The sequence below is a fragment of the Dehalococcoides mccartyi 195 genome (assembly GCF_000011905.1).
In the GTDB taxonomy this organism is placed as follows: Bacteria; Chloroflexota; Dehalococcoidia; order Dehalococcoidales; family Dehalococcoidaceae; genus Dehalococcoides; species Dehalococcoides mccartyi.
This window is the reverse complement of the sequence record NC_002936.3, coordinates 996,086-1,021,093: the sequence shown is the minus strand read 5'-3', so window position 1 is coordinate 1,021,093 and position 25,008 is coordinate 996,086. Positions and strand designations below refer to the sequence as shown.

Here is a 25,008-nt window from a genome sequence, read left to right as displayed (position 1 = left end):
TCGCTGGTTTTTTATTTCATTACCTTCTCCAATAGGGACTTATAGCTATCGACTACGTCGTATACCACATTCCCATTGGAAATGGCCTTAAAGTGTTCTCTCGCGCAGTGAATCTTGGACTCCTCAATCAGCCGCAGCTGCATCGAGCTCATGGAGCCCTTCGTCTCTGCCACGAAGTATATGTGCTTTACCTTGCCCTCGTAGAAGGCAATTGCCCAGTCGGGATTGTAGTGGCCGACAGGAGTGGAAATATAGAATCCATCCGGCAGCTTCACGTAAACCGCAACATCGGTGTTTGTATCAAGGTCTGTAGCAAAGTCGCGCTCGTTCGATGAATCGTAAACGATGTGATCGTACAGGTGCTTCTTTGCCTTCATCGCATTAACGCCCAGCTTGCCCTTGATGGTGGGATCGGTGAAAACATCCATGCCATAATGCTCATCCAGAACGTCGTAGGTAATGTGCTCGATAATGGCCGTGGCTTTCTCGTCATTGATCAGCGCGGCGGCCTTGACGATAAACTCCTCCGGATTATCCTTAAACTGGTCGAACACAAACGGCTTGATTCCCTGAAGGATTGCAATGACCGCCTTACGGGTAAGCCCGGTCTCGTCCACCAGTTTCCCAATCAGGTCATACTTTACATTCGAGTTCGCTGTGATGGTCACACCGTAGCTGGCGGACTCTTCTTTTACGAAGGAGGCTCCGGATACAAGCTCTTCCTTCGACTTGATGTTATCCATTGCACCGGACTCTACGCGGAAGTAAATCTTCGATACACGCAGCTTGGCATCAAGGGAGGCGATGGACTTCCTGATCAGCTCGTCGGTATCAAAATCAACAACATATACGGACTTAGCATTGATCTTTGACCACAGCGCTTTGAATTCCGGCATAGCCAGTTTCTCTTCATCGACCTGAAGCTCGACGTTATTGCTGCGGGCATTCTCAGGCTGCATGCTACGAGCATCGTAAATGGAGTCAACAATCTCAATAACAGAGGCTGCGGAATCAGCCACTTCCTCTGCGACCTTGATTTCTCCGTTTGCCTTATCCTCGTAATACTTATCTGTCAGAACGCCCTTACGGTCGATATAACCGTTAACGATCATATCGTAGTGGATTGCGGAAGCAGTATCCTGATCGATAACCTGCTCATTACCCTTGTCGTCCTTGATTACTTTTCCGACAAAGAGATCGATGGTAACCGCACGCGGTCTATCAGCAACGGCGTCAGCCATCTCGGTCTGCAGGCCTTTGGCAAAGGAATCGTAGCTCTCGCTGGCAATAACCGTCAGAACATTCACGTTATGAACGTCATTTCCGAGCGCATTGGTATCCATACGCTCACCGTCCTGATTGACGCAAAGACGCAGGCCACGGCCTACTTCCTGACGCTTACGAACATCACTGCTGGACTGCTTCAGCGTACAGATCTGGAACACATTAGGATTGTCCCATCCTTCACGCAGAGCGGAGTGTGAAAAGATGAAGCGCACCGGAGACTTCTTCGGATCACGATCAAGAAGCAGCTCCTTGTTCTTCATAATCAGCTCATAGGCGCTCACATCGTCTGAGGTCGTTTCTTTACGACCGACCTTGGAATTGATCATCTTGCCTTTTCCGTCCACTGAGAAATATCCCGCATGCGTCTTAGAAGCCTTGATGCTCTGCAGGTATTTGATGTATTCATCCTCGCCTATACTAAGCTGCATATTGCTGATGATGTCCTCGTACTCCTCTTCAAACATTCTGGCGTACTTTCCATTTACCGGCTGACCTGCAGCATCATACTCTCTGTAGTTTGCAACCTCGTCAATAAAGAACAGGGACAACACCTTGATGCCCTTATAGAAGAGCTGACGTTCTCTCTGAATATGCGACAAGATTGTCTCTCTGATCTGAATACGGCGCAGCTGGTCTTCATCGACCGCGCCCATCACGTCACCGGCATAAATCTTGATGCCGTTCAGGAATTCCACGGAGTCGTCCCGGCCATCGATCTGCTTGACCACAAAGCCGTTTTTGTATTCTTCCAGCCCGCCGGAATAGTCGTAGAGATTATCTCCGATTTTCACAACGCGGCTCTTTTTCTTTGGAGTGCCACTGGCCATCTTGACCTCAAACTGCAGCGTAGCAGTAGGATCACCCTTGGAAAGATTCAGACCTTCCAGATAGAGATAGCTGTCCGTGGCCGTGCTGCCGGTCTCGGTGATACCCTTAACGGCGATCTTCTTAACCAGACGCTTGTTATATGCTTCCATAGCGTCCAGCCGATATATCATATTGTAAATGCTGTCTGACTTATGCGTAGCGGAATAACGCAGCGTCAGCAGCGGCTGGAATTCCTTCAGGCGCTCCTTTGTCTGCTTACCTTCCACAGACTGTGGCTCGTCGATGATCAGAATCGGATTCGTCTTCGCAATGATGTCAATCGGGCGACGGCTGCGGAACTCGTCCAGCTTCATGTAAATACGCCTTGCATCCTTGCCCTTGGCATTGAACGCCTGCGAATTGATGATCATGACATTAATAGAGCTATCCGAAGCAAAGCGGTCAATCTCCGTGAGCTGTGCAGAATTATAGATAAAGAAGCGGATCTTTTTTCCGTACTCTTCTGCGAAATGCTCTTGCGTCATCTGGAAGGACTTATACACGCCCTCACGTATAGCGATACTCGGAACCACAATGATGAACTTACTCCAGCCATAGGCGCGGTTCAGCTCATACATTGTCTTGATATAGGTATAAGTCTTGCCAACACCGGTCTCCATCTCGATGGTGAGATTGAAACCGTCGCTGCGGCCTTCCAGCTTGGAAGACGGCTGGATTTGATTTGTACGCTGAATTTTCTGTATATGCTCCAGAATCAGATGATCGGAAAGCTCCGGCACAATCTTCTGGTTACTCCAACCGGTATAATCACGTTCCTCATTCAATCCAATCTGAAACATACCGGTTCCTCTATCCATCATATAGGTAGGCGTCAGATAAGGCTGGCCTGCAAAAACATCCACGACCGCCTTGGCAGCATCAGCTTGGAATTTTTGATGTTTGTATTGAATTCTCATCTGTGCGCCTCCTTCCATTTCTTTATAGTATTCATAATTTCATCCTCATGCTTTGCCCTAAAAATCGTTCTGAAAGCACCCAGAGAATAGATAACTGACTGTGAAAAAATGTCTCTTGGTATATCCTTCAGTAAAATCTCTATTGGACGTGAATGATACAGTTTATCCGGCTCTTTTTCATCAAAGCTGTACGCGCCCGTAATCTTGGCAAGGCAGTAGTTTCTGCTTCCTTTTGATGGAATCAGCACATAGTCGCCCGTTTGTATTTCCTGTGTAAAGGTAAAGAGCTGCCCCGCCCAATTAGAGACTGAAGTCCGGTTATCCATCTTTTTTTCTTTTTCAACAACGGCTCTAAAATCGGCTCGCTCTTTGATTGATGACAAGTCGAACTTATACCCGTCCCAAGGAATATAAACACGGCTCGTTCTCAAATATTTGTCATAGAATCCGGAGTTCTGTCCGGCACGTATCACCCACATCATAGGCACCTCCTCGTTTAAATCACCTTGATCCTCGTATCCGGTGCCAACATTTTGAAAATCTCCCCTACGTTGATCTTTGCCGGGCTTCCATCGAAGCTGCTATCGCGAAAAACTGCGCGGAGCGGCTGACGCTTGGCGATAGTTTTAATAACAGAATCCGGAATGTTCTCATCAAAGCAGGCAATCAGATCGCCATCGTTGTATGTGTGAACTGTGCAGCCTTCAATCTGCTCTGACGTGTACGGCATCGAGAGCGGCAATCCCCATTCAAGCAGGCAACCAAATAGCAGATCGAGGTCAGAACGATCCGATTTCACATTGGACTCCAACATCGAAAGCATTCCCTGATTGTATTCCCCAGCAGAATAATAAACATCATTCATATTACTTTCTGCAACCTTGAACACTCTGAATCCAGTATCCAAATCGAACAACGGTGCAGATTCATTGATGCGCTGCCCAATCCTGCGAATTCGCTCCTTTCCAATCTCGCAGATATTCTCATATCCGGCTTCTTTAGCAGCGCCGCCATCTTCGCACGGTTCAGGAAGCTGCACCATAATATACTTCCTATGACAACCATCTTCAGCATTCATCTGCATGACAGCGTGAGCCGTTGATCCGGTTCCGGAAAAGAAATCCATCACGATGTCATCTTCTTTTGTCGTTGCCTCAATAATTCTCATCAGCATTTTCACTGACTTCTGTCCTTTAAAATCCTGATCAACATCGAGAATTTTCGAGATTTTCTCTCCTGAAAAAGAGACGATTGCAATGCTGTTCAAATCATCATACTCATTCGAATTCCATGTATCCTCTATCGGATATCTTTCTGGTCGATTTCCATGATTAATAAATTCCAGAAGTTCCTTCTGCTGTTCGTCGCTTAAACCGAGGCTTTTCAGCTTTGCCGTCACCTTTGCATCTTTCTTAAGCAAAGGCTTGAAATCCTTATTCTCAATATATTTCTTTATGAACTCAATTTTACTTGAGTTCTTCGAATAAAACAGAATAGTGTCATGATTTCGGATGAAATTCGGAGCCATTGTTTTATAACCTGAGAGCCACCCTATTCTCCAGACAATTTCTCGTTGAAAATTCTCTGCTCCAAAAACCTCATCCATTATCTTCTTCAGGTTTTCGACTTCATTAAAATCAATACTTATAAAAATGCTTCCGTCGTCTGTAAGGAGATTTCTGGCGAGCATGAGCCTTGAATACATCATCGAGCACCAATCAGAATGGAACCTCCCATTGGAATCTGTATTCTTAAAAAGTCTATTCCCGTCTGCATCCACCTCACCAATTTCATCACTGTACTCCGCTGAGCCAACTGCAAAGTCATCTGCATAGATGAAATCGCTGCCCGTATTGTATGGCGGATCAATAAAGATTAGTTTCACTTTCCCCATATAGCTCTCCTGTATGAGCTTGAGGACTTCGAGATTGTCACCTTCGATATACAAATTCTCTGTGGAGTCCCAATTTACACTCTCCTCTGGGCACGGACGCAGAGTCTTGCGGATGGGCTTATTGGCTTCGACTATGGCCGCTTTCTTACCAACCCATGTAAACTCATAGGCCTCGTCGCCCTCCAGCACATCACCGGATAGCATCTGCCGGAGAAGCTCAAAGTTAACCGCCTTCTTGTAGACCTTTTTGTCGGGAGTGCTGCGCTCCTCGTCTACGGTCTCGGTGATGCAATTCGGAAACAGGGCAGCAATCCTGTCGATGTTTTTCTCGGTCATGTCAACTGACTCCATTCTCATTTTATCCATTAGCTCTTTCCTCCTGCTTGTTTCTGTTCTTATAAGCTATTCTAATTTTTTCAAACTCTGCATCATTGCCCTTCAGCTCGTTTAGTTTCTCTTGTAGGAATTCGAGCGCAAAGTTTGAAAACTTGTGTGTCTTTCCACTCTTGGAGACGGTTATTTCCAGATGATATTTCTTGGATTCCTTCATCTTGAAGTACCAAATGAGTGCGTATAAATCTTGCGTGCTGATTCCCAGTTTTTCAGCCATCTGCTTTTGAATATACGGATGAGTATCGTCTGGATTCCCTTCAGGGACGGGAACTTCCTCTGCCAGATCAATATTACCAGTGACTTTTATAACCGGAATACCATCCGTCTCGTTGAAGCTCCCTTCCTTTATGAACTTTGCTTTCTTCAAAACCTGAGTGACCAGTTTTCTATCAAAGGCAACATCCACACCATACGGAGTTGAAAACTTTCCGTCGCTATAATTTACAATACCCAGATTGGCAGTCCCGCTCTTGCGTATCACCTCAAGGACGCGAAGCAAATTTTCTCGTTCTCGATTTATGCGATCCGATATAATCCGCTCCATCTCGGCGGGCTTTATTTTTCCGTTTCTCGCCCGATAACGATAAAATACATCTCCAGCTGTTATACTTTCGCTGCTGTTATCCTTTTGAGCGATCACGGGCTTTATTTCAGACTCGATTGTATATATCCAGCCGATTTTCTTTCGCTCTGTAATAATGACACCGTTATCATCCTCTTTTTCTTCTTCCAGAACAATTGCCCCCATTTCCCATTCTATAGCAGGTGAGAAAAGGGCGTTTATGGCGTCAGTAAATACTTCCTGCTTCAAGTTTTCAAAGTTATCATTTTTAAGGCCTACGATTTTTCTTGGCGAGTCTGTGATGCCGAAGATAATATACCCTCCGCTGTTATTTGCATAAGCAGCCATCGTTTTAGCATAAGCTGCAGTATTTCCTTTATTGAAAGACTGTTTGAACTCAACAGTATTACTTTCTCTGCTCCTCATCGTGCCAGAAGAAGTTCTTCCTGCAAGGATTTTTCGAACTTCTTTATCATGATCCATTACCCAGCACCTCCAGTTCTTTTTTTAGTTTCTTTAGCTCTGCGTTCAGCTGCACCTGCTTGTTCAGCTGCTTTTCCTTGCGGACTTTCGCTTGAAGTGCTGCAATCTGCTTTTCCAGCTCCTGACGGCGGGTATCGCGTTCTACGGATTCCTTCAGCGATTCAGTCTTTCCGTCCTCGGCGCGGAGCGCATCGCCCGCGATCTGCCGCACAAAATTCTCATAAACCTTATCGACACTCAGGCCTTCTACCTTCAGAGGCAGCTCATCTTCCGGGAGCCAATCTGTGTGATAGTAGGTGCCTACCTTAAAAGCATTTGACCCGGAGGCCGCAGCCTCTTTGTAGGCCGTCCACGCTTGATACTTTCCATCGTATTCCAGTAGGAACAGAATGTGATAAGGTATCTCTTTATCAATCTGCCGGAGGACGGATTCTTCAAGCTGCTGCCCGTTTAGCTTTACCTCAAATATCTCCAGCTCTGTTACGGTTTCACCGGCGGCAAGATTCATGGTCGTAGTGGCCACTTTGTTGCGCCAGTAGATCACCTTGATCTGATCTATGAACACTCGCTTTAACGTCGGCGATACAGAAATGTTCTCATAGAACTTCTGCTTCGGGATGCGCCGGTTAAACTCCGTGCTCTTCGGTAATCCAATCACCGGATGCACCTCCTCATTTCACTACTAAGAAGCAAATAAGCTCAAAGTCATCCAGCCCGTTGATCTCCGACATCAGGGCAGAAGTCCCGCCAGCGGAGAACAGGCTGTCAATATCGCTTTCTTCTTTTACATCAATAATGGAATTTATCGCATCGGAGAGAAGCTGCGACACTTCCTCCATGTTCCTTCCATCATCAGTTTCCTTGTTGAATTTCTCGCACAGTGTCAAAATCGGTTCAGACTTTCCTCGGCACAGCAACCGGACGGTGTCCAGCAGCTTCTTCGGATTCAAGTAGTCGCAGACAATTTCTCCGTCTACACCGATATACACCATGTAGAACGGGTGAATGCGATTCTGGTTATCAATGTTGATACTGTTATTGATGTTCCGTAGGACAAAGATCACGCCCTCCGGATTCTCCTCCGTGGCCGGAACTACCGCGTGCAGTCCCTTCGGCTTAGTACTAAGGTCATGCGTCTTTATATATTCCAGCAGGTCAAGCCGGAACTCATTTAGTCCCAGATCCATGATGGAAATACCCGTGGACATATCTTCAATATCCACGACCTCTTCCTGCAGACGCTTCAGCTGCTGCTTTCTGTATTCGAGGTCGCCTTTTTCCTCTGGATTGATCAGGTCATCGTCTCCGGTCGAGGTCATAACGGAGATTTTCATTCTGGTCTCCACGCGAGATTTAAGGTTGATGTAATCGTCCAGCGTCATGTCCGGCCAGAAGTTCACCAGCTGAATATACAGGTTCCTGCTGCCGATACGGTCAATTCGACCGAAGCGCTGGATGATGCGCACCGGATTCCAGTGAATGTCATAGTTCACCAGATAATCGCAGTCTTGCAGGTTTTGACCTTCGGAAATACAGTCCGTAGCAATCAGGACATCAATTTCCTTTGTACTGCCCGGCATCAGAACATCACGGCTCTTTGATATAGGCGAGAAGCAGGTCAGCACATTATTGAGCGTGGCTTTCAGGCCTTTGATGGTAGTCCGTCCGTCAATGCTTCCAGTAATAACCGCTGTATCCAGACCATAGTTTGATTTCATGTAGGCAGACACCTGATCGTACAGATACTCTGCCGTATCGGAGAACGCGGAGAAGATCAGCACCTTCTTGTTGCCCTCATTGATAGGATGCTTCATTTTGTCATCCAGAAGATGAAGCAAGGTCTGCAGCTTCAGGTCATGCTCCGGTGTGACGTCTGCTATCATAAGCGTCAGCAGCTCAAGCGTATCCGCATCGCGCTGCAGCTCATCACGCCATGTTTTATAGTCCATATCAGCAAGGTCAATCTTTACCTTTTTGCCGACGGTGAAGTAATCGTTATTCTCGTCATCAATATCAAAATCGCTGTCAGAAGCCTCATACATATCCAGATCAGCTTTTCCGTTTTTCTCAAAGCTGTCAATGGCTGAGATGGTGCTCTTTATCAGCGCCAGAATTCTGCTCAATGTCAAATTGAAGGAATAAACAGAGCTCTCCAGACGCTTCAGGAGATTGATACTCATCAAACGCTGGATGCCTTGCTCACGGCCTTTCTGCGTAAGGTTATTTCCTTTGTTGTGCGTGAGGTCGATGTACTTCGACATCTTGCTCGGAAAGATATAGTTTGACGGAGTATAGATCACGAGCGTCAGCTGCATCAACTGCTCGTAAATCTGGTTATAGTTTATGGCGCTCGAAAGATCGGTCATGCTCGGACGCCTTGAGATAGGCTTCAGGCGTTGCGGGAATTTGCCGATTTCTTCCGTGTTGTAATATTTCTCTATGTGCTTTCTGGAGCGGGCAATCGTCACGCTATCGAGGACTTCAAAGAAATCGAAATCCAGTGTCCTAAGCAGCGCGTCCGTCGTTCTTGCTTCCGGATCGAGCTTGCTCCATGCATTGAAGGCTTTCTGCGCCTGACGGAATATCTCATCAATCGGCTTTTTGGTATCGAGCTTCTCATTGATAAATTCCGAGTTCCCCTCATAGGCGATGGCCAGCTGATTTTTCAGGTCGGTGAATCTGTTGTTGACCGGTGTCGCTGACAGCATCAACACTTTCGTCTTGACGCCAGCACGGATCACCTTGTCCATCAATTTCACATAGCGGTTCTCCTGCGTGTTGGCATGGGTACCTGCGCCATTCCTAAAGTTGTGGGACTCGTCGATGACCACAAGATCGTAGTTACCCCAGTTCAAGCGATCAAGATCAAGGCCATTTGAAGTGCCGCCATTCCTTGATAAGTCCGTATGGAACAGAACATCATAATTCAGGCGATCTGATGCTATTGGATTGTTTACGTAGTTATCCTTATATGTATTCCAGTTCTCGCATAGCTTCTTCGGGCAAAGGACAAGAACAGTCTTATTCCTGTTCTCGTAATATTTGATAACAGCCAGCGCAGTGAAGGTCTTACCAAGACCGACGCTGTCAGCAAGGATGCAGCCATTGTACTTCTCCAGCTTGTTGATGATGGCAAGCACTGCATCTCGCTGGAAATCATATAGCATACCCCAGATTTTACTCTGCTTAAAACCCGTGGCTTCGTTCGGGAGGACGTCCTCTGATATATCGTCGAGGAACTCACTGAAAACATTGTAAAGCGTCATGAAATAGATGAATTCCGGTGAGTTCTCATTGTAGGCCGTACTGATATTGGAAATAATAACATCAGTTACGTCCTGCATCTTATCCTTGTCATTCCAAAGCGACTCGAAAAGCTGCATGTACTGCGTAGAGAACGGAGCCTCCATACGGTTGACCATGTTGTAGCTGTTATTGCCACGTTCGCATCCGATGTCTACGGTCGTGAAACCGTTCATCGGCATATAGGCCACTTCCTCTGCAGGCGCAGCGACAGTCATAAAGCCGCCCATGTTCTCTCCGGTAACATTGGACTTGAAAGTCGCCTTACGTCTGATCCAATCCGCGCACTCCTTGGCGATGGCCTTCTGCGTCATTTCGTTACGCAGCTTGATTTCAAATTCTGTACCATATAAACTGCTCTCACGGCTGAGACGAGGAATATAAAATTCGCGTTTTTGCTTCTCAGCCTTCTCCTTGATGAAGGTCGGAGACGTGAAAATAAAGCGGAACTCGTCCACCTGCTCCAGTTGAGCCTTCAGCTCCTTATATGCGTACATGGAGAAGCATGCAGCGGCAATGGAAACCTTGCTGCCACGCTTCACCGTCTGTTTTAAGTCGTCCCGGACTATATCCGTGACATTGTCAAAGATTTTCATAGATTTACTCCTTTGGATGCCACGATCAGTTCTTTTCCTCCGCAGCCTCATCCGGCACTATTTCGCAAATATCTGAAATGTCACACTTCAGTTCTTCGCATATCTTCACTAATACATCTGTCGTGACATTAGCACCTTTACCGAGCTTGGCGAGGGAGGCTGAGCTTATCTTTGCCTTCTTTGCAAATTCAGTTTTTTTCATATCCTGCTCTACCAGTTTCACCCATAATTTTTTGTAAGATAATTTCATTTCGACTCCTTCGGGAGATCTTTTCTCCAACTCGGCATAAAACCGTATACGTGACTGTCCTTCTCGTCCTTGTGATACGTTATTACATTAACTCCTCTTGCTTTGAAATCTATGTTTTGAGGTATGACATTAAGGTTATCTACTAAGATCACCTGTCCGGAACCCTGATGATTAAGGAAATATTGATACAAGCCGTTCTTAATGGTCTCGCCATCAAATCCTTCCTCATTTTCATCGAAGCCCAGCAATGGTGTATCTATCATTAGGAAGCCCGGTTTTATAAACACATCATCTTTGTTGAAGTATTCATATAGCATCAGCGCAACCACTGAATTCAGAAAAGACCGATATCCTTTGCCTTGATCTTCCGACTTGGGAACTCCATCCATAAGAATATCAAATGTAGAAAAATCCCAGCTGGCATATCCCACAGAACGATAATTGCACTCCTTCAGTATTCTGTTAAGGATCGTATTGAAGCCGGTTCCTACTTCCTCCTCAAACTCCTGCTTTGCATGGTAGAGAGGAGGATTTTTCTTTTTCTTTAGCTCGGAGACCTTCTTGTCACCAAGAATGGCCAGCTGATCATTTACGAAATCAATTCCATTTTGAAGCGTCGTGTAATCCTTAAACTGCTGCATATTATAACGGCAGTTCTGGATTTCTTGATTCTTTTCATCAAGAGCAGCGCTTATTTCAGATCTTCGCTCTTGCAATTCCTTGATGCTTTTTTGTATCGTTTTCTGTTCATCCCGGACACTATCCTCTGTGGCTACAATTATTGCGAGTTCAGAAGCAATCCTTTTTATTTCAGCATTGATTGCCTCAGCATAGCTATCGTCATCTTCCGGATGAAGTTCTCCGCCACAGAACGGGCAGACACCATTCGACGGGAGGTCTTTGACCGCCTGCTCACCCTTCGAGATAAAGTCGAGTCTCTGCAGGTCGGCCTTGTATTGACTTATGAGCGATTCATATCGATCAACAAGGACACGACAATTTGCATCCTCCTGCTGGTATTCAGCGACCTGCCTGACAATGGCCGTGTTCTCCTCCATCAGGTCTTTTATTTCCTGCTGCACTTCTTGGATACGTTCGGAGAGCTTCTGCATCTCTTTATCGATATCCGTACCTTCCAGCTCTTCCAGCTGCATGATGTAGCTGATACGCTTTTCAGTCAGGGCAGCGACCTGTTCGTCAATATAATCGACTACGGCCTTTTTCTTTGCCGTGGCCACCTCCGGCTTTGTGATTTCCGGTACACCCTTTTTGTAATCACCGGTCAGCAGAAAATATAAGGAAGCGATTAAAGGCGTTTCATATCGAGAGTCCTTAATCACCAGCGACTCAGATTTATCAATCTCATTTTCATCGGCAAAGAAAACGCTGGCAATGTTAGTCCATGACATTCTCTCTCTTGCATAACGCGCAGTCTTTGGAACCTCAATCGTCTCATTGAGACCGATGATGCGTAACCACAGATCGTTCAGGTATCTTGAATTATCCTTTTTATAATTTGTGTCATACTCGCCGTTTTCTACTTCTTCACTTTCTGCCTCAACTATGACCTTTTCCTCATCGAGTGTTCTGGAAATCTTGATCCGGCCATACCTCTCCGTAAGGAAAGTACCTTCGATATCTGTGTAGCCAGTCAGTGGAGAATAAGGCCTTGTGTCAGAGCTGAAAAGATAATAGATGCATTTCAGTATCCACGTTTTACCTGTGTTTGACCTGCCCTGTATGATGTTTAATCCGTCGGTAAAATTAACGACACCATCAATCTTTCCGGCTCCGGAGACACGTAATTTTTCAATCATGAACTTTTGCATTCTTACGCCTCCTTTGACTCCGTAGCCCGGTCACTTATGTACTGTAAAACACCATCATCGGTGAAACCTGAAAACTTCCTGCATACAATTTTGGCTCCTACTGTATAGGCTTTCGAATAAGAGGACTGAATGTTCTGGACGACCTCGCGTCCTCTGTCGTTGATGCTATAAAGAAAGCCCTGATCGGTATGCTCTACATTTATAAAATCATTCCTGACTGAGAGCTTTATAGCCTCAGTTATTTTTTCACGCTTGTTCGCAAATTCGGCAAACCCGAATTCATTATCTCCATGTAGGTTCTTGTCCAGCACCTTGCACTTCTTTCCGTAAATACAGATAAAGTCCAGCGCTGCGAACCTGTCCACGTTTGCCGGAGCATCTAATGTATCTGCCAGAAGCAGCACCCTCAGCATGTTCTCGAACACCGTGTTAAATACTTTACTCCTCATATGGGTCAACCCACGATTTTATCGTCTTGTCATTCACCAGTATGTGAACGATTCCAAGCCTTTCTAAATTTCCTATCAAATTCTTTATCAGTGACAGCTTCGACTTCGTGAGCTGGACATCAGAAATCTTCTTTAACACTTCCAGCAGCCTCCTATACCCATTGTCGTAATCGTCAAGGTAGGTAGTCTTTATTCCATCAAAAGCATCGCTTTTCAAAATATCAAACTGATTTTCTCCATCCTCATACACCTCGCTGATGGATCTCTGAATACTCTCAGCACTCAGGTAAGCCTTCCGCTGGTCATAGAAGTTCGTCTGATACTTCTTTGGCAGCGTCGGAATGTCGTCCATCGTTACCGAATCACGAGAAAGAACCTCGGCGTATGCATCACAAAGGGCAGATATGTAGTCTGCCTCAAAATCATAAATCTGTGCGTCGCTCAGCTTAATCGGAAGCTCAATCACGTCGCCGTCAATATACAGTTTTCCGTTTTCGCAATAGATACGGTCACCGGCCAGATTCTTGATACTGGGCTTGGGATCATGAATGGTCAGAGTGATATCGACATCATGTATTCCCTTGGAGAGCCCATGAAAAATCTGGTTCAGAATGTCCTGAACGGCAGACCCAAGCTCATCTATCTCCACTAATATTCCACGGCGCTGGAGGAACTGCTGAAGGTGCTCCTTGTCGGCATCGTAAAGGTTATCAATTTCTTCTGCAAAATCCTGTCCGTCATAACGACTGCAGATCAGCCCTGCGCGAGCTTTTGAAATAAACTTCTTACCCTCAAGGATCTGATCAAGCATATTGATCGACATCCGGCTGGCGAGAGGATTGAATTCGTCATTCTCGGCCATCTTTTCTTCTTCCTCAGTCATCGGATCGCGCAGAGTGTCGCCAACCAGAGCAATTACAAAATCGCCACCGCGTCCGGTCGGATCCATGTATGTCTTCAATTCGCCAGCAATCTCATGAAAGAGCACTCCGCTACACCTCCTTTTGACCTCTTAGGTCAAACCGCAGTCATCGGCGGTCATAACCGAAATGGCCGGATTTTGTACAATGAAGTCAGTCAGTGGATTACTGACAAAAACTTGCTTTTACATTATACCACAGATTTCGGCGAATTTCAATTCTTTACGAGCTTTCGCTGATATATATTTTGTGAACGCAAAGAAGTTTTTTAGTCTATTTTACTGACTGCCCTGAGCAAGGCGTAAAAAGGCTCACCGCTACGGACGCTCACCCGGCATGCAGAGTGGCTCGAACGTCCATAGCGGAAACAAGTAAATAAACCCATCCTACGAGCGTGGATGGCAACTGAAACGGATTAATTTCTCGTTCCGGTCGGCCTTCCACGCTCTTTTTTCGTGAGACCTCCGGTTCGGGAACCACTCGAAACTGGAGGTTTCAACATGAAAAATAATGAAAATGATAGTAAACAGAAGACTTATTTCATCTACGTTCGCAGCACCGGCGAGAAGGTGCCGGTCAGCAAGGCACAGCACGACGCTTTCTATAAGGAAGCCGACCGCATCCGCCACAAGGAGCAGGATCACGGCAGGTGTATGTGTCCCTATCGCTTCATCTGGAAATGTGACGGTGATTGCCTCGACTGCGAATATCACGCTGCAGGAGACGTCACTTCTCTGGATCAGCCTCTCCCGGACGGCAACGGTACCCTCGGTGATTATATCCCGGATACCCGTAAGCCTATGGACGAGGTCATCGCAGACCGTATGCTGCTGGAGCAGCTCTTTGCCCGCCTGCGCGAGCTTGATCCGGAGGCCGACACCATCATTCAGCTTTGGCAGGATCACCCAGAGGGCATCTCCGACCGTGCCATCGCCAGAGAGCTCGGTCGCCCGCAGAAGACCTTCGCTGATCAGATGAAGAAGTACCGTACCGACCTTCGCAGGATCACCGGCGACAAGTAATACCCAGACCACGAACCACGGCTTTCCGGTCACTGTCCCACTTCGGGATGGTGGCCGGAAAACTTTTTATAAATTCTTCCGCTCAAATCGACAGCTCATCTCCAGTGGAAGGTGAAGGACAGAGACAAAGCCTTCAGAAAGCGAGGTGAACACGATGTACCGCAGTTACGCAGACACCGGCGGCAACGTGGCCGAGGAGATCAAGCTCCTAAATACCATCAGCCACGTATCCGCCAGACTGGCAAGGAACCTCTCTATCCTTGCCGCAAGCAAATCCGAGGAAGGAGGAAAAACGAATGTCAAAGATGGCAGAAATGGCACAGACCATCGAAGAACTCAGAAGCGCTGCTGCTTCTATTAATGCCGCAGCCGACTGGCTCTACCAGCAGTTTTCCGGCGACGACGCTCCCGTGCAGAAGGCTCCCGCCAAGAAGGAAAATCCGAAGCCTGAAATCAAGCTGGAGGACGTAAGAGCCGTCCTTGCCGAGAAGTCCCGCGCCGGTCATACCGCAGAGGTACGCACCCTTCTCCAGAAGTACGGTGCCGAAAAGCTCTCGGCTGTTGACCCGGCAAACTACGAAGCCTTGATGAAGGACGCGGAGGTGATCGGCAATGGCAGCTAAAGCACACGCGATCCTGTCGGCTTCAAGCTCTGACCGCTGGCTCCACTGCCCGCCGTCCGCAAGGCTCTGTGAGTCCTACGAGGATAAAGGAAGCGACTACGCAGCAGAAGGAACCGACGCCCACGCACTTGGCGAGTTCAAGCTAAAGACCGCGCTGGGACTGCCTGCAGAAGACCCGACCGAAAGCCTCAAGTGGTATTCCGAGGAGATGGAGGACTGCACCAGCGGCTATGCCGAATATGTGCTGGAGCAGGTTGAAGCCGCCAAGGAAACCTGCGCTGACCCGGTCGTCCTGATCGAGCAGCGTGTGGACTTCTCTCGCTGGGTAGAACAGGGCTTCGGCACCGCCGACTGCATCATCATCGCAGACGGCACGCTCCGAGTGATCGACTACAAGCACGGCCTTGGCGTTCTGGTCTCCGCAGAGGAAAATCCGCAGATGCAGTGTTACAGCCTTGGCGCTTTGGAACTTTTCGATGCGCTTTACGACATCGACAAGGTTTCCATGACCATCTATCAGCCGAGACGCCAGAACGTCAGCACCTACGAGATCAGCAAGGAAGATTTGTACCGCTGGGCGGATGAAGTCTTAAAGCCCACCGCAGAGCTTGCCTTTGCCGGTGACGGAAATTTCCTGTGCGGCGAATGGTGCGGATTCTGCAAAGCCAAGAACGAGTGCCGTGCCAGAGCCGAAGCAAACTTAAAGCTCGCACAGCACGACTTCAAACTCCCGCCTCTGCTTACAGATACGGAGATTGAGGTCATTCTCGGAAAAGTGGACGAGCTGGTCAGCTGGGCTTCCGACATCAAGGAATATGCTCTCCAGCAGGCACTCTCCGGGAAGGAATGGTCTGGCTTCAAGCTCGTCGAGGGCAGAGCCAACCGCAGATACAGCAACGAGGCCGCAGTTATCGATGCGGTCGAGAAAGCGGGCTTTGACCCGTATGAGAAGAAGCTGCTCGGCATCACCGCCATGCAGAAGCTCCTCGGCAAGTCCCGTTTTGATGAACTCCTGACGGCCTACATCGAAAAGCCGCAGGGCAAACCCACTCTTGTGCCGGAGTCCGATAAGCGCCCGGCCATGAATACAGCAAAAAATGATTTTATGGAGGAAAACGACAATGAGTAAGAATGTAAAAATCAGCAATCCCATGAAGGTTATCACCGGTGTCGACACCCGCTGGAGCTACGCAAACGTCTGGGAGCCCAAGTCCGTGAACGGCGGCACACCCAAGTACAGCGTGAGCCTCATCATCCCGAAGTCCGATACCAAGACCATCGCCAAGATCAAGGACGCCATCGAAGCTGCCTACAAGGAGGGCGAGGCCAAGCTCAAGGGCAACGGCAAGTCTGTACCGGCTCTTTCCGTTCTGAAGACTCCTCTTCGTGACGGAGACGCAGAGCGCCCGGACGACGAGGCTTACAAGAACTCCTACTTCGTCAATGCCAACGCCACCTCTGCTCCCGGCATCGTGGACGCAGATCTGAACCCGATCCTGACACGCTCCGAGGTGTACTCCGGAGTGTACGGCAGAGCCAGCATCACCTTCTACGCCTTCAACAGCTCTGGCAACAAGGGTATCGCCTGCGGGCTCAACAACCTGCAGAAGATCCGTGACGGTGAGCCTCTCGGCGGCAAGGCCAGCGCAGAGTCTGACTTCGCTACCGATGACGACGAAGATTTCCTGAACTGATGGAGGTGCGACTATGAACGAAGTAATGATCTCCACAGTCCTCTGCAACATTCTCGTCGGCTGCTTCTGCGTGCTCATCCTTGTATGGGCGGCAGTCGCAGTCCAGACCCTCTTCAATGATCGCAAACGCGACAAGCGAGAGGCAGAACGTGAACAGCATGAAAAAGAACAGGCCGCCCGCGACCTCGAATACCACGAAAAGCGCATGCAAGCCTTAGACAAATAACTGACGGCAGGCGGCTTAGGAGCGATCTTAGGCCGCCTGTTTGAATTGAGGTGATCCGATTGAAAAACATCAGTATAGATATAGAAACCTTCTCCGACATCGACCTGAATAAGTGCGGCGTTTACAAATACGCGGAGTCTCCGAACTTTGAAATTCTGCTTTTCGGTTATGCGGTCGATGGCGGCAAGGTGCAGGTCATTGACCTTGCACAGGGAGAACATATCCCGCAGGAAATCATCGATGCCCTGACAGACGATGAGGTGACAAAATGGGCTTTCAATGCGAACTTTGAACGAGTCTGCCTGTCCCGGTATCTTTCCGATCTTGGCGTGAGCCTTGATCCCTTCCATGATAACCACCCTCTCTCCACGGAGTGCGCCCGGTTTCTGAATCCGGAAGGCTGGCGCTGCTCTATGGTCTGGGCAGCCACGATGGGACTGCCGCTTTCATTAAAAGGCGTCGGTCAGGTGTTAAAGCTCGAAGATCAAAAGATGGACGAGGGCAAGGCGCTCATCAAATACTTCTCCGTGCCTTGCGCTCCTACCAAAGCCAACGGAGGCCGCACCCGGAACATGCCCTTCCATGATCCTGAAAAGTGGGAAACCTTCAAAGCATATAACAAGCGGGACGTCGAGGTCGAGATGGCGATTCAGCAGCGCCTTACGAATTTCCCGGTACCGGACTTCGTCTGGGATGAATATCGAATCGATCAGGAAATCAACGACCGTGGCGTGCGCCTTGATATGGATCTGGTGGCAAAGGCAATCGAGATGGACACCCGCTCCCGGACAGAACTGACCACGGCCATGAAGGATATTACGGAGCTCGACAATCCCAACTCCGTCCAGCAAATGAAGCAGTGGCTCTCTGACAACGGCCTCGAAACCGACAGTCTTGGAAAGAAGGTCGTGGCCGAACTCATAAAGACCGCTCCCTCTGAACTTCAGACTGTTCTGGAGCTCCGCCAGCAGCTTGCCAAATCCTCCGTCAAGAAATATCAGACGATGGAACGGGCGGTCTGCGATGATGGCCGGGCTCGCGGCATGTTCATGTTTTACGGAGCCAACCGCACCGGTCGATGGGCAGGCAGGCTGATCCAATTGCAAAACCTCCCTCAGAACCATCTGGAGGATCTGGCCGATGCCCGCGCCCTTGTTAAATCCGGAGACTTCGATGCCGTGAAGCTCCTGTACGAAGATGTGCCGGACACGCTCTCGCAGCTTATCCGGACAGCATTTATTCCGAAGGACGGCACGCAGCTTTATGTTTCGGACTTTTCTGCCATCGAAGCCCGCGTGATCGCTTGGTATGCCGGTGAGATGTGGCGGCAGAAGGTCTTTGCAGACGGCGGCGACATATACTGCGCCAGCGCGTCCCAGATGTTTCATGTCCCGGTTGAGAAGCACGGCGTCAACGGCCACCTGCGGCAAAAAGGTAAGATCGCAGAACTCGCGCTCGGCTACGGCGGCTCGGTCGGTGCATTAAAGGCGATGGGTGCTATCGAGATGGGCTTGTCCGAAGACGAGCTTCCTCCGCTGGTGGATGCTTGGCGGCAGACCAATCCGCACATCGTAAAATTCTGGTGGGATGTCGACCGGGCGGTCATGGAGGCCGTAAAGCATAAGCACACGACCTCGTCCTACGGGCTGACCTTTTCCTGCCGCTCCGGGATGCTCTTTATCACGCTGCCATCCGGCAGAAACCTCGCCTATGTAAAGCCCAAGGTCGGCACAAACAAGTTCGGCGGCGAGTGTATCACCTATGAAGGCGTCGGAGCCACGAAAAAGTGGGAACGGCTCGACTCATACGGCCCGAAATTTGTGGAAAACATCGTGCAGGCGACCAGCCGTGACATTCTCTGCTATGCCATGAAGACGCTTAGGAACTGCGAAATCGTCATGCATATCCACGACGAGCTGGTCATTGAGGCTGATCCTCACATGTCCCTTGATGTTCTCTGTGAGCAGATGGGCAGGACACCGCCGTGGGCTCGCGGCTTGCAGCTTAGGGCAGACGGGTACACCACGCCCTTCTACAAAAAAGATTAAATATCGTCCGCTCAAATCAGGCGTTCATCTCCAGTGGAAATTAGAGGTGGACGCCTTTTAAGTCTGCCCGGAAAGGAGGACTCAAGGTTTGAGTAACGATTATCGAAACAGCGAAGGCTATCCTGACCCGACTGCCGGTGAGGCGATCTGTCGGATTGCCGCCAATGAGAAGCAGTTCCTGCGTGCCTTTAGGCCTATCGTCTACATCTGCTCTCCCTATTCCGGAGATGTGGAGGGAAACGTGGCTGCGGCGAGACGCTACTGCCGCTTTGCCGTGGACAAGGGCTTCATTCCCATCGCTCCGCACCTTTTGTACCCGCAGTTCCTGAACGACGATGACCCATCGGAGCGCGAGCTCGGTCTCTTCTTCGGGAATGCGCTTATGAGCAAGTGCGCAGAGGTCTGGGTGTTCGGAAGCCGCATCTCATCCGGGATGGAAACAGAAATCAAACGTGCCAAGTGGAAAGGCTACCACTTGCGCTATTTCACAGAAGAATGTCAGGAGGTCTAACACCATGTATGAAGTAACAGAAAGACGTAGAAAACTCGAAGACGGCACCGAAATCACAACTTACACCCGTGAGGTTATCAGCTGCAACATCCTGCAGGTCGAAGCCGGTACGAACGGTTTTCAGGGAGGTGACTCCGGCCACGGCAGCCGCACCTATTTCCGCATCAAGGATCTGGCCAGCACAGATATAAATATCCGTTCTCACACCGACAGCTATGGCGGCAGCGAGTTTGAGGTTACCCTCGGCGGCGACTGTGAGCTGGAAACCATGATCCGGGCGCTGAAGTTCATCACGAAGGTGCTCGAAGATGAATCGCAGGAGGTGTACGACTGATGAAATACGCCACCGCCAATAGCCGCAAGGCTATCAAATGGAAAAACGGCGACACTTCGATGGATGCCTTAAAGGCCAGATTCCAGAACACCGTCCGCACCACGGAGACCATTGAGGAATACCGCAAGATGTCCAAAGCCCAGCAGGCAGACATCAAAGACATCGGCGGTTTCGTGGGCGGGCATCTTCGGAACGGTCGCCGTAAAAAGGGATATGTGCTTTGCCGCTCCATGCTGACTCTCGACATGGACTACGGCGAGCCGGATGTGTGGGATACCACCATCAGCAAAATCCCGTACCAGTGCCTGTGCCACTCGACGCATAAGCATACACCGGAAAATCCGAGGCTCCGTCTGGTAATCCCGCTCACCCGCGAGATCAGCGAGCCCGAATATGAGCCAGTCGCCAGAATGTTCGCCAAGGAAGTCGGCATTGATATGTTCGACGACAGCACCTATGAGGCCAACCGCCTCATGTACTGGCCTTCCACTTCCGTCAACGGCGAGTATGTATTCAAGGAAAAGGACGGCGACGCCTTAGACCCGGATGCCTACCTTGCCAAATACGATGACTGGCAGGACTCCAGCACATGGCCGGTATCCTCCCGTGAGTCCTGCGTGGAAGATCACGGTGCCAGCAAGCAGGCTGATCCTCTTGCCAAGCCGGGAATCATCGGTGCGTTCTGCCGGGCTTATCCGATCTCGGAGGTAATCCCGGAGTTCCTCTCCGATGTATATGCTCCGACCGATGACGAGAACCGCTACGACTATATCCCTGCGGACAGTCCCGCCGGTGCCGTTTCCTACGGAGATAAGTTTTTGTATTCGCATCACTCCTCAGACCCTGCCTGCAAAAAGCTCCTGAATGCTTTTGACCTTGTCCGCGTCCACCGCTTCAGCGATCTGGACAAGGATGTGCTGGATGAGTCAACCTCGTCGAAGATGCCGTCCTATAAGGCCATGATGGACTTTGCCTCCGGCTGCGACAAGGTGAAAATCCTGCTGCTTTCGGAGAAGCAGGCGCAGGCCGGTGAGGAGTTTGCCGCTACAGACGACGGCTCCGATGATGACTGGAAAGCCAAGCTCCAATATCAGTCCCGCAGCACCGTCCTTCAGAACAGCGTCTGGAACGAGATGCTGATCTTGAATAACGATCCGGATTGTCAGGGCTTTGCCTATAACGAGATGGCCAACCGCATACAGGTGATCGGCGATGTTCCTTGGGATCGTCCCGCTGACAATAAGTTCTGGCGCGATGCCGATACGGCGCAGCTGAAAGCCCTGATCGACATCCGCTATGTCTGCTTCTCTGACAGAAACCACAATGTCAGCTTTACGAAAGTGGCAGACGACCGCCGGTTCCATCCCGTGAGGAACTACTTAAACGACCTGCCGAAATGGGATCAGGTGCCTCGCGTGGACGAGCTCTTTATCCGCTGCCTGCAGGCAGATGACACGAAGTATGTCCGGGCAGTCACCAGAAAAACCTTAGTGGCCGCCGTGACCCGCATCTACCATCCCGGCACCAAGTTCGATACCGTTCCCGTCCTTGACGGCGCACAGGGTATCGGCAAGAGCACCATGTGGAAGTCTCTTGCCGGTGATGAATATTTCTCCGACGCCCTTTCGCTTACTGACATGGACGACAAGTCCGGTGCGGAAAAGCTGCAGGGCTTCTGGATCATTGAAATCGGCGAACTGGCCGGAATGAAAAAGGCCGACATCGAGAAGGTCAAGTCCTTCCTCTCCACTTCAGATGATAAGTACCGTCCCAGCTACGGCAAGGTGGTCGAAAGTCATCCGAGGCAGTGTGTTGTGGTCGCTACGGTCAACGGCGAGCATGGATACCTCCGTGATATCACCGGAAACCGGCGCTTCTGGATTGTGAAATGTCGCCAGACGGAAAATGCCGTGCGCTGGAAAATCACGCCCGAAGAACGTGACCAGATATGGGCGGAGGCCAAGTATTACTACGAGCAAGGCGAAAAGCTGTATCTCGAAGGTGACCTTCTTGCGGAAGCTGAAGAAGCCCAGAGAAGCGCTATGGAAACAGACGAGCGCCAAGGCCTCGTGGAACAGTACCTGTCAAAGCTCCTGCCGGAAAACTGGTCTGAGATGGATCTCTACCAGCGTCGGAATTTCCTTGACGGTGATGACATCACATCTGATTCCGGCACCGTGGAACGCACCGAGGTCAGCAATGCGGAAATCTGGTGTGAATGCTTCGGAAGGAATATCGCTGACTTAAAGCCCACCGACTCTTATGCCATCGCGGCACTTATGACACAGGTGGACGGCTGGAAGCGTACCAATCGCAGGGCTTCCCAGCCTCTTTACGGACGTCAGCGATTGTACGAACGCACAACATAGGTGGACAACCTCGTGGACAAGGACAACTTTTTCCCTTTATTTAATCCGGCAAAACAGAAAAAGGAGGCCACACAGGCACCTGCGCACACCCGCGTAGATAAATATAGGAAAAAGCTGTCCGCTTGTTCCACCTTGTCCACTCAAAGGAGATGAATGGAAATGAAAATAGATGAAAAGACAATTGAGAAAAAGCTGATAAATGCAGTGAAATCAATGGGAGGCATCGCGCCCAAGTTCGTCTCTCCGGGCTTTGACGGGATGCCGGACAGGCTTGTCCTTCTTCCGGGAGGTGTTATGGCTTTTGCGGAGCTAAAGGCTCCGGGAAAGAAACCGCGCCCGCTCCAGCTGGCAAGACACCGACTTCTTCGGGAGCTGGGATTCAAGGTTTACGTCATTGACGATATCTCACAGATTGGAGGGATGCTTGATGAACTTCACGCCACATGATTATCAGGACTATGCCATCCGCTACATCGAAAAGCATCCCGTGGCCGCTGTCCTTTTAGATATGGGACTTGGCAAAACGGTGATCTCCCTGACTGCTGTATATGATCTCTTGTTTGACAGCTTCGAGGTACGGCGCGTTCTGGTGGTCGCTCCCTTACGAGTCGCCCGTGATACTTGGCCTTCGGAAATCCAGAAATGGAGTCACCTTGCGGGTCTAACCTTTTCGGTCGCAGTCGGGACTGCCAAGGAGCGAAAAGCAGCACTTATGCAGCAAGCGGACATCACGATCATCAACCGCGAAAACCTGCAGTGGCTCATTGACGAGTCCGGCTTTCCCTTTGACTACGATATGGTGATTATCGACGAGCTATCGTCCTTCAAAAACCACAAGTCAAAGCGCTTCAAGTCTCTGATGAAGGTTAGACCCAGACTCCATCGCATTATCGGCCTCACCGGCACACCTTCCTCCAACGGTCTCATGGATCTGTGGGCAGAGTTCAAAGTGCTGGATATGGGTGAGCGCCTCGGACGCTTCATCACACAATACCGGACAAATTACTTCATGCCGGACAAGCGAAACGGCGAGATCATCTACTCCTACAAGCCGCTGCTCTATGCGGAGGACGCGATTTACCGGAAAATCTCGGATATCACGATTTCCATGAAATCGACCGACCACTTAAAGATGCCGGAGCTGGTATCCACGGCCTATGAGGTGCAGCTTTCGGAATCGGAGCGTGACCGCTACGAGGATTTGAAGCAGGAGTTCATCCTGCAGCTCCCAGACGGCGAAGTCACCGCTGCCAATGCAGCATCCCTCACCGGGAAGCTCTCCCAGCTGGCCAATGGTGCGATTTATGCGGATACCGGAGAAATCATCGAGTTTCACGACAGAAAGCTGGACGCTTTGGAGGATATTATCGAGGCCGCCAATGAAAAACCGCTCCTTGTAGCCTACTGGTTCCGGCACGACTTATCCCGCATAAAGAACCGCTTCAATGTTCGGGAGATCAAGACAAGCCGCGATATCGCTGACTGGAATGCGGGAAAGATTCCTGTAGCAGTCATACATCCGGCCTCTGCCGGTCATGGCCTAAACCTTCAGGCCGGAGGCTCCACCCTTGTATGGTTCGGGCTCACATGGTCGCTGGAACTCTACCAGCAGACCAACGCCCGCCTCTGGAGGCAAGGCCAAGAGTCCCATACCGTGGTGATCCAGCACATCATCACAAAGGGCACCATTGATGAGCGGATCATGCGGGCACTCACCAAGAAAGAACTGACACAGTCGGCACTGATCGACGCGGTCAAAGCCGAGGTGGTGTGATGAGCGATCCTTATGAAAATCTCGCAAACGCAATCGTGCTGCAGGCCGTGAAGGATTACCGCAACGCCCTGAAGCGCCTGAAAAAGAAGTCCGGCAACAAGGCCGCGATGGCAGACGCGCTGGAATGCGAGCGCTTCTTCCGCTCCGGCTGGTACAAGACCCTAACGAGCGTGGACGGCGAGTACCTAATCACAAAACTACGAGAGGAGGCTAAGCCTAAATGACAGTAAAAGAATATCTCCATCAGGCCTACCGCCTTGATCAGAGAATCAAGTCCGATACGATGGAAGCCCAGAACCTTCGTGAGATGGCGGGCAGCGTGTCGGCTATCCAATATGATAAAGACCGGGTGCAGACTTCAAGGAACACCGAGGCTCCCTTTGCCCGGACGCTTGAAAAGCTCTGGGACTTGGAACAAAGAATTGCACGGGAGCTTGAGATGCTTTCCGACCTGAAAAAGCAGATCCGGGAAGTGATCGAGGCAGTTCCGGACACCGACGAGCGCATGGTTTTGAAGTACCGTTACATCCACAACTATACATGGGAGCAGATCGGCACCGAGCTTTGTGCAGATGCCCGCACCATCCGGCGCTGGCACGGAAACGCACTGCTGCATGCATCTCTCCCTGAAAATCCTATCGAAATATGAAATGCGCC

23 protein-coding genes are annotated in these 25,008 nt (G+C 49.8%); 13 read left to right on the top strand and 10 right to left on the bottom strand.

Going from position 1 to position 25,008, the window contains the following annotated elements; translation table 11 throughout:
• Nucleotides 1-11: 11 nt before the first annotated feature.
• Genes DET_RS05770 through DET_RS05725 form a run of 10 tightly spaced genes read right to left on the bottom strand, consistent with a single transcriptional unit; the run spans nucleotide 12 to nucleotide 13,818 of the window.
• Nucleotides 12-3,071, bottom strand: a complete 3,060-nt coding sequence (locus tag DET_RS05770; RefSeq protein ID WP_010936807.1) for a type III restriction-modification system endonuclease — start codon at nucleotides 3,069-3,071, stop codon at nucleotides 12-14.
• A complete protein-coding gene (locus DET_RS05765) occupies nucleotides 3,068-3,553 on the bottom strand; it encodes a restriction endonuclease (protein WP_010936806.1) in 486 nt (161 codons plus the stop codon). Before DET_RS05765 ends, DET_RS05770 begins: the two co-directional genes overlap by 4 nt.
• Before the next feature lie 14 nt (nucleotides 3,554-3,567).
• The gene (locus tag DET_RS05760) at nucleotides 3,568-5,331 is read right to left on the bottom strand and encodes a site-specific DNA-methyltransferase (protein ID WP_010936805.1); all 1,764 of its coding nucleotides are present in this window, start codon (nucleotides 5,329-5,331) and stop codon (nucleotides 3,568-3,570) included.
• Entirely contained in the window at nucleotides 5,324-6,403 is a 1,080-nt protein-coding gene (locus DET_RS05755) for an ATP-binding protein (protein WP_010936804.1), read from the bottom strand. Before DET_RS05755 ends, DET_RS05760 begins: the two co-directional genes overlap by 8 nt.
• Nucleotides 6,393-7,061 (bottom strand): DUF4391 domain-containing protein, encoded by a 669-nt coding sequence (locus tag DET_RS05750; RefSeq protein ID WP_010936803.1) that lies wholly within the window; start codon nucleotides 7,059-7,061, stop codon nucleotides 6,393-6,395. The genes DET_RS05755 and DET_RS05750 overlap by 11 nt, the downstream gene beginning before the upstream one ends.
• Before the next feature lie 13 nt (nucleotides 7,062-7,074).
• A complete protein-coding gene (locus DET_RS05745) occupies nucleotides 7,075-10,302 on the bottom strand; it encodes a helicase-related protein (RefSeq protein ID WP_010936802.1) in 3,228 nt (1,075 codons plus the stop codon).
• 25 nt (nucleotides 10,303-10,327) lie between these two features.
• Complete coding sequence (locus tag DET_RS05740) at nucleotides 10,328-10,552, bottom strand: helix-turn-helix domain-containing protein (RefSeq protein WP_010936801.1); 225 nt, start codon at nucleotides 10,550-10,552, stop codon at nucleotides 10,328-10,330.
• On the bottom strand, nucleotides 10,549-12,381 hold the full coding sequence (locus tag DET_RS05735; RefSeq protein ID WP_010936800.1) for an ATP-binding protein: 1,833 nt from the start codon (nucleotides 12,379-12,381) through the stop codon (nucleotides 10,549-10,551). Before DET_RS05735 ends, DET_RS05740 begins: the two co-directional genes overlap by 4 nt.
• 2 nt (nucleotides 12,382-12,383) lie before the next feature.
• A complete protein-coding gene (locus tag DET_RS05730) occupies nucleotides 12,384-12,830 on the bottom strand; it encodes an ABC-three component system middle component 2 (protein WP_041223386.1) in 447 nt (148 codons plus the stop codon).
• Nucleotides 12,820-13,818: an ABC-three component system protein gene (locus tag DET_RS05725; protein WP_200858150.1), complete on the bottom strand. Its 999-nt coding sequence runs from the start codon at nucleotides 13,816-13,818 to the stop codon at nucleotides 12,820-12,822. The genes DET_RS05730 and DET_RS05725 overlap by 11 nt, the downstream gene beginning before the upstream one ends.
• A gap of 432 nt (nucleotides 13,819-14,250) precedes the next feature.
• On the opposite strand from DET_RS05725, the gene DET_RS05720 reads away from it, so the two are divergent.
• The 13 genes from DET_RS05720 to DET_RS05655 all read left to right on the top strand — a co-directional run bounded on the left by DET_RS05720 (nucleotide 14,251) and on the right by DET_RS05655 (nucleotide 25,000).
• The gene (locus DET_RS05720) at nucleotides 14,251-14,772 is read left to right on the top strand and encodes a hypothetical protein (RefSeq protein ID WP_010936797.1); all 522 of its coding nucleotides are present in this window, start codon (nucleotides 14,251-14,253) and stop codon (nucleotides 14,770-14,772) included.
• A gap of 296 nt (nucleotides 14,773-15,068) precedes the next feature.
• A complete protein-coding gene (locus DET_RS05715) occupies nucleotides 15,069-15,395 on the top strand; it encodes a hypothetical protein (protein WP_010936796.1) in 327 nt (108 codons plus the stop codon).
• Nucleotides 15,385-16,524 (top strand): DUF2800 domain-containing protein, encoded by a 1,140-nt coding sequence (locus DET_RS05710; protein ID WP_010936795.1) that lies wholly within the window; start codon nucleotides 15,385-15,387, stop codon nucleotides 16,522-16,524. Before DET_RS05715 ends, DET_RS05710 begins: the two co-directional genes overlap by 11 nt.
• Nucleotides 16,517-17,089, top strand: a complete 573-nt coding sequence (locus tag DET_RS05705) for a DUF2815 family protein (protein ID WP_010936794.1) — start codon at nucleotides 16,517-16,519, stop codon at nucleotides 17,087-17,089. The genes DET_RS05710 and DET_RS05705 overlap by 8 nt, the downstream gene beginning before the upstream one ends.
• A 13-nt stretch (nucleotides 17,090-17,102) precedes the next feature.
• Complete coding sequence (locus DET_RS05700; protein WP_041223385.1) at nucleotides 17,103-17,315, top strand: hypothetical protein; 213 nt, start codon at nucleotides 17,103-17,105, stop codon at nucleotides 17,313-17,315.
• Nucleotides 17,316-17,374: 59 nt separating this feature from the next.
• Complete coding sequence (locus DET_RS05695; RefSeq protein WP_010936793.1) at nucleotides 17,375-19,363, top strand: DNA polymerase; 1,989 nt, start codon at nucleotides 17,375-17,377, stop codon at nucleotides 19,361-19,363.
• Between the two features lie 88 nt (nucleotides 19,364-19,451).
• Nucleotides 19,452-19,874, top strand: a complete 423-nt coding sequence (locus tag DET_RS05690) for a DUF4406 domain-containing protein (protein WP_041223384.1) — start codon at nucleotides 19,452-19,454, stop codon at nucleotides 19,872-19,874.
• Nucleotides 19,875-19,878: 4 nt separating this feature from the next.
• The gene (locus DET_RS05685) at nucleotides 19,879-20,208 is read left to right on the top strand and encodes a hypothetical protein (protein ID WP_002593362.1); all 330 of its coding nucleotides are present in this window, start codon (nucleotides 19,879-19,881) and stop codon (nucleotides 20,206-20,208) included.
• Nucleotides 20,208-22,577 carry a virulence-associated E family protein gene (locus DET_RS05675; protein WP_010936792.1) on the top strand — a complete coding sequence of 790 codons (2,370 nt, stop codon included), beginning with the start codon at nucleotides 20,208-20,210 and terminating at the stop codon, nucleotides 22,575-22,577. The genes DET_RS05685 and DET_RS05675 overlap by 1 nt, the downstream gene beginning before the upstream one ends.
• A 159-nt stretch (nucleotides 22,578-22,736) precedes the next feature.
• Nucleotides 22,737-23,024, top strand: coding sequence for a VRR-NUC domain-containing protein (locus DET_RS05670; RefSeq protein ID WP_010936791.1), 288 nt, complete (start codon nucleotides 22,737-22,739; stop codon nucleotides 23,022-23,024).
• Nucleotides 23,005-24,351, top strand: a complete 1,347-nt coding sequence (locus DET_RS05665; RefSeq protein ID WP_010936790.1) for a DEAD/DEAH box helicase — start codon at nucleotides 23,005-23,007, stop codon at nucleotides 24,349-24,351. The genes DET_RS05670 and DET_RS05665 overlap by 20 nt, the downstream gene beginning before the upstream one ends.
• Nucleotides 24,351-24,575 (top strand): hypothetical protein, encoded by a 225-nt coding sequence (locus DET_RS05660; protein WP_041223383.1) that lies wholly within the window; start codon nucleotides 24,351-24,353, stop codon nucleotides 24,573-24,575. Before DET_RS05665 ends, DET_RS05660 begins: the two co-directional genes overlap by 1 nt.
• On the top strand, nucleotides 24,572-25,000 hold the full coding sequence (locus tag DET_RS05655; RefSeq protein WP_010936789.1) for a hypothetical protein: 429 nt from the start codon (nucleotides 24,572-24,574) through the stop codon (nucleotides 24,998-25,000). The genes DET_RS05660 and DET_RS05655 overlap by 4 nt, the downstream gene beginning before the upstream one ends.
• Nucleotides 25,001-25,008: the final 8 nt, after the last annotated feature.

Coding starts and splice junctions, on each gene's coding strand:
- DET_RS05770 (WP_010936807.1), bottom strand. CDS start 3,071: ATGAGAATTCAATACAAACATCAAAAATTCCAAGCTGATGCTGCCAAG.
- DET_RS05765 (WP_010936806.1), bottom strand. CDS start 3,553: ATGATGTGGGTGATACGTGCCGGACAGAACTCCGGATTCTATGACAAA.
- DET_RS05760 (WP_010936805.1), bottom strand. CDS start 5,331: ATGGATAAAATGAGAATGGAGTCAGTTGACATGACCGAGAAAAACATC.
- DET_RS05755 (WP_010936804.1), bottom strand. CDS start 6,403: ATGGATCATGATAAAGAAGTTCGAAAAATCCTTGCAGGAAGAACTTCT.
- DET_RS05745 (WP_010936802.1), bottom strand. CDS start 10,302: ATGAAAATCTTTGACAATGTCACGGATATAGTCCGGGACGACTTAAAA.
- DET_RS05740 (WP_010936801.1), bottom strand. CDS start 10,552: ATGAAATTATCTTACAAAAAATTATGGGTGAAACTGGTAGAGCAGGAT.
- DET_RS05735 (WP_010936800.1), bottom strand. CDS start 12,381: ATGCAAAAGTTCATGATTGAAAAATTACGTGTCTCCGGAGCCGGAAAG.
- DET_RS05730 (WP_041223386.1), bottom strand. CDS start 12,830: ATGAGGAGTAAAGTATTTAACACGGTGTTCGAGAACATGCTGAGGGTG.
- DET_RS05720 (WP_010936797.1), top strand. CDS start 14,251: ATGAAAAATAATGAAAATGATAGTAAACAGAAGACTTATTTCATCTAC.
- DET_RS05715 (WP_010936796.1), top strand. CDS start 15,069: ATGTCAAAGATGGCAGAAATGGCACAGACCATCGAAGAACTCAGAAGC.
- DET_RS05710 (WP_010936795.1), top strand. CDS start 15,385: ATGGCAGCTAAAGCACACGCGATCCTGTCGGCTTCAAGCTCTGACCGC.
- DET_RS05705 (WP_010936794.1), top strand. CDS start 16,517: ATGAGTAAGAATGTAAAAATCAGCAATCCCATGAAGGTTATCACCGGT.
- DET_RS05700 (WP_041223385.1), top strand. CDS start 17,103: ATGAACGAAGTAATGATCTCCACAGTCCTCTGCAACATTCTCGTCGGC.
- DET_RS05685 (WP_002593362.1), top strand. CDS start 19,879: ATGTATGAAGTAACAGAAAGACGTAGAAAACTCGAAGACGGCACCGAA.
- DET_RS05675 (WP_010936792.1), top strand. CDS start 20,208: ATGAAATACGCCACCGCCAATAGCCGCAAGGCTATCAAATGGAAAAAC.
- DET_RS05670 (WP_010936791.1), top strand. CDS start 22,737: ATGAAAATAGATGAAAAGACAATTGAGAAAAAGCTGATAAATGCAGTG.
- DET_RS05665 (WP_010936790.1), top strand. CDS start 23,005: ATGAACTTCACGCCACATGATTATCAGGACTATGCCATCCGCTACATC.
- DET_RS05660 (WP_041223383.1), top strand. CDS start 24,351: ATGAGCGATCCTTATGAAAATCTCGCAAACGCAATCGTGCTGCAGGCC.
- DET_RS05655 (WP_010936789.1), top strand. CDS start 24,572: ATGACAGTAAAAGAATATCTCCATCAGGCCTACCGCCTTGATCAGAGA.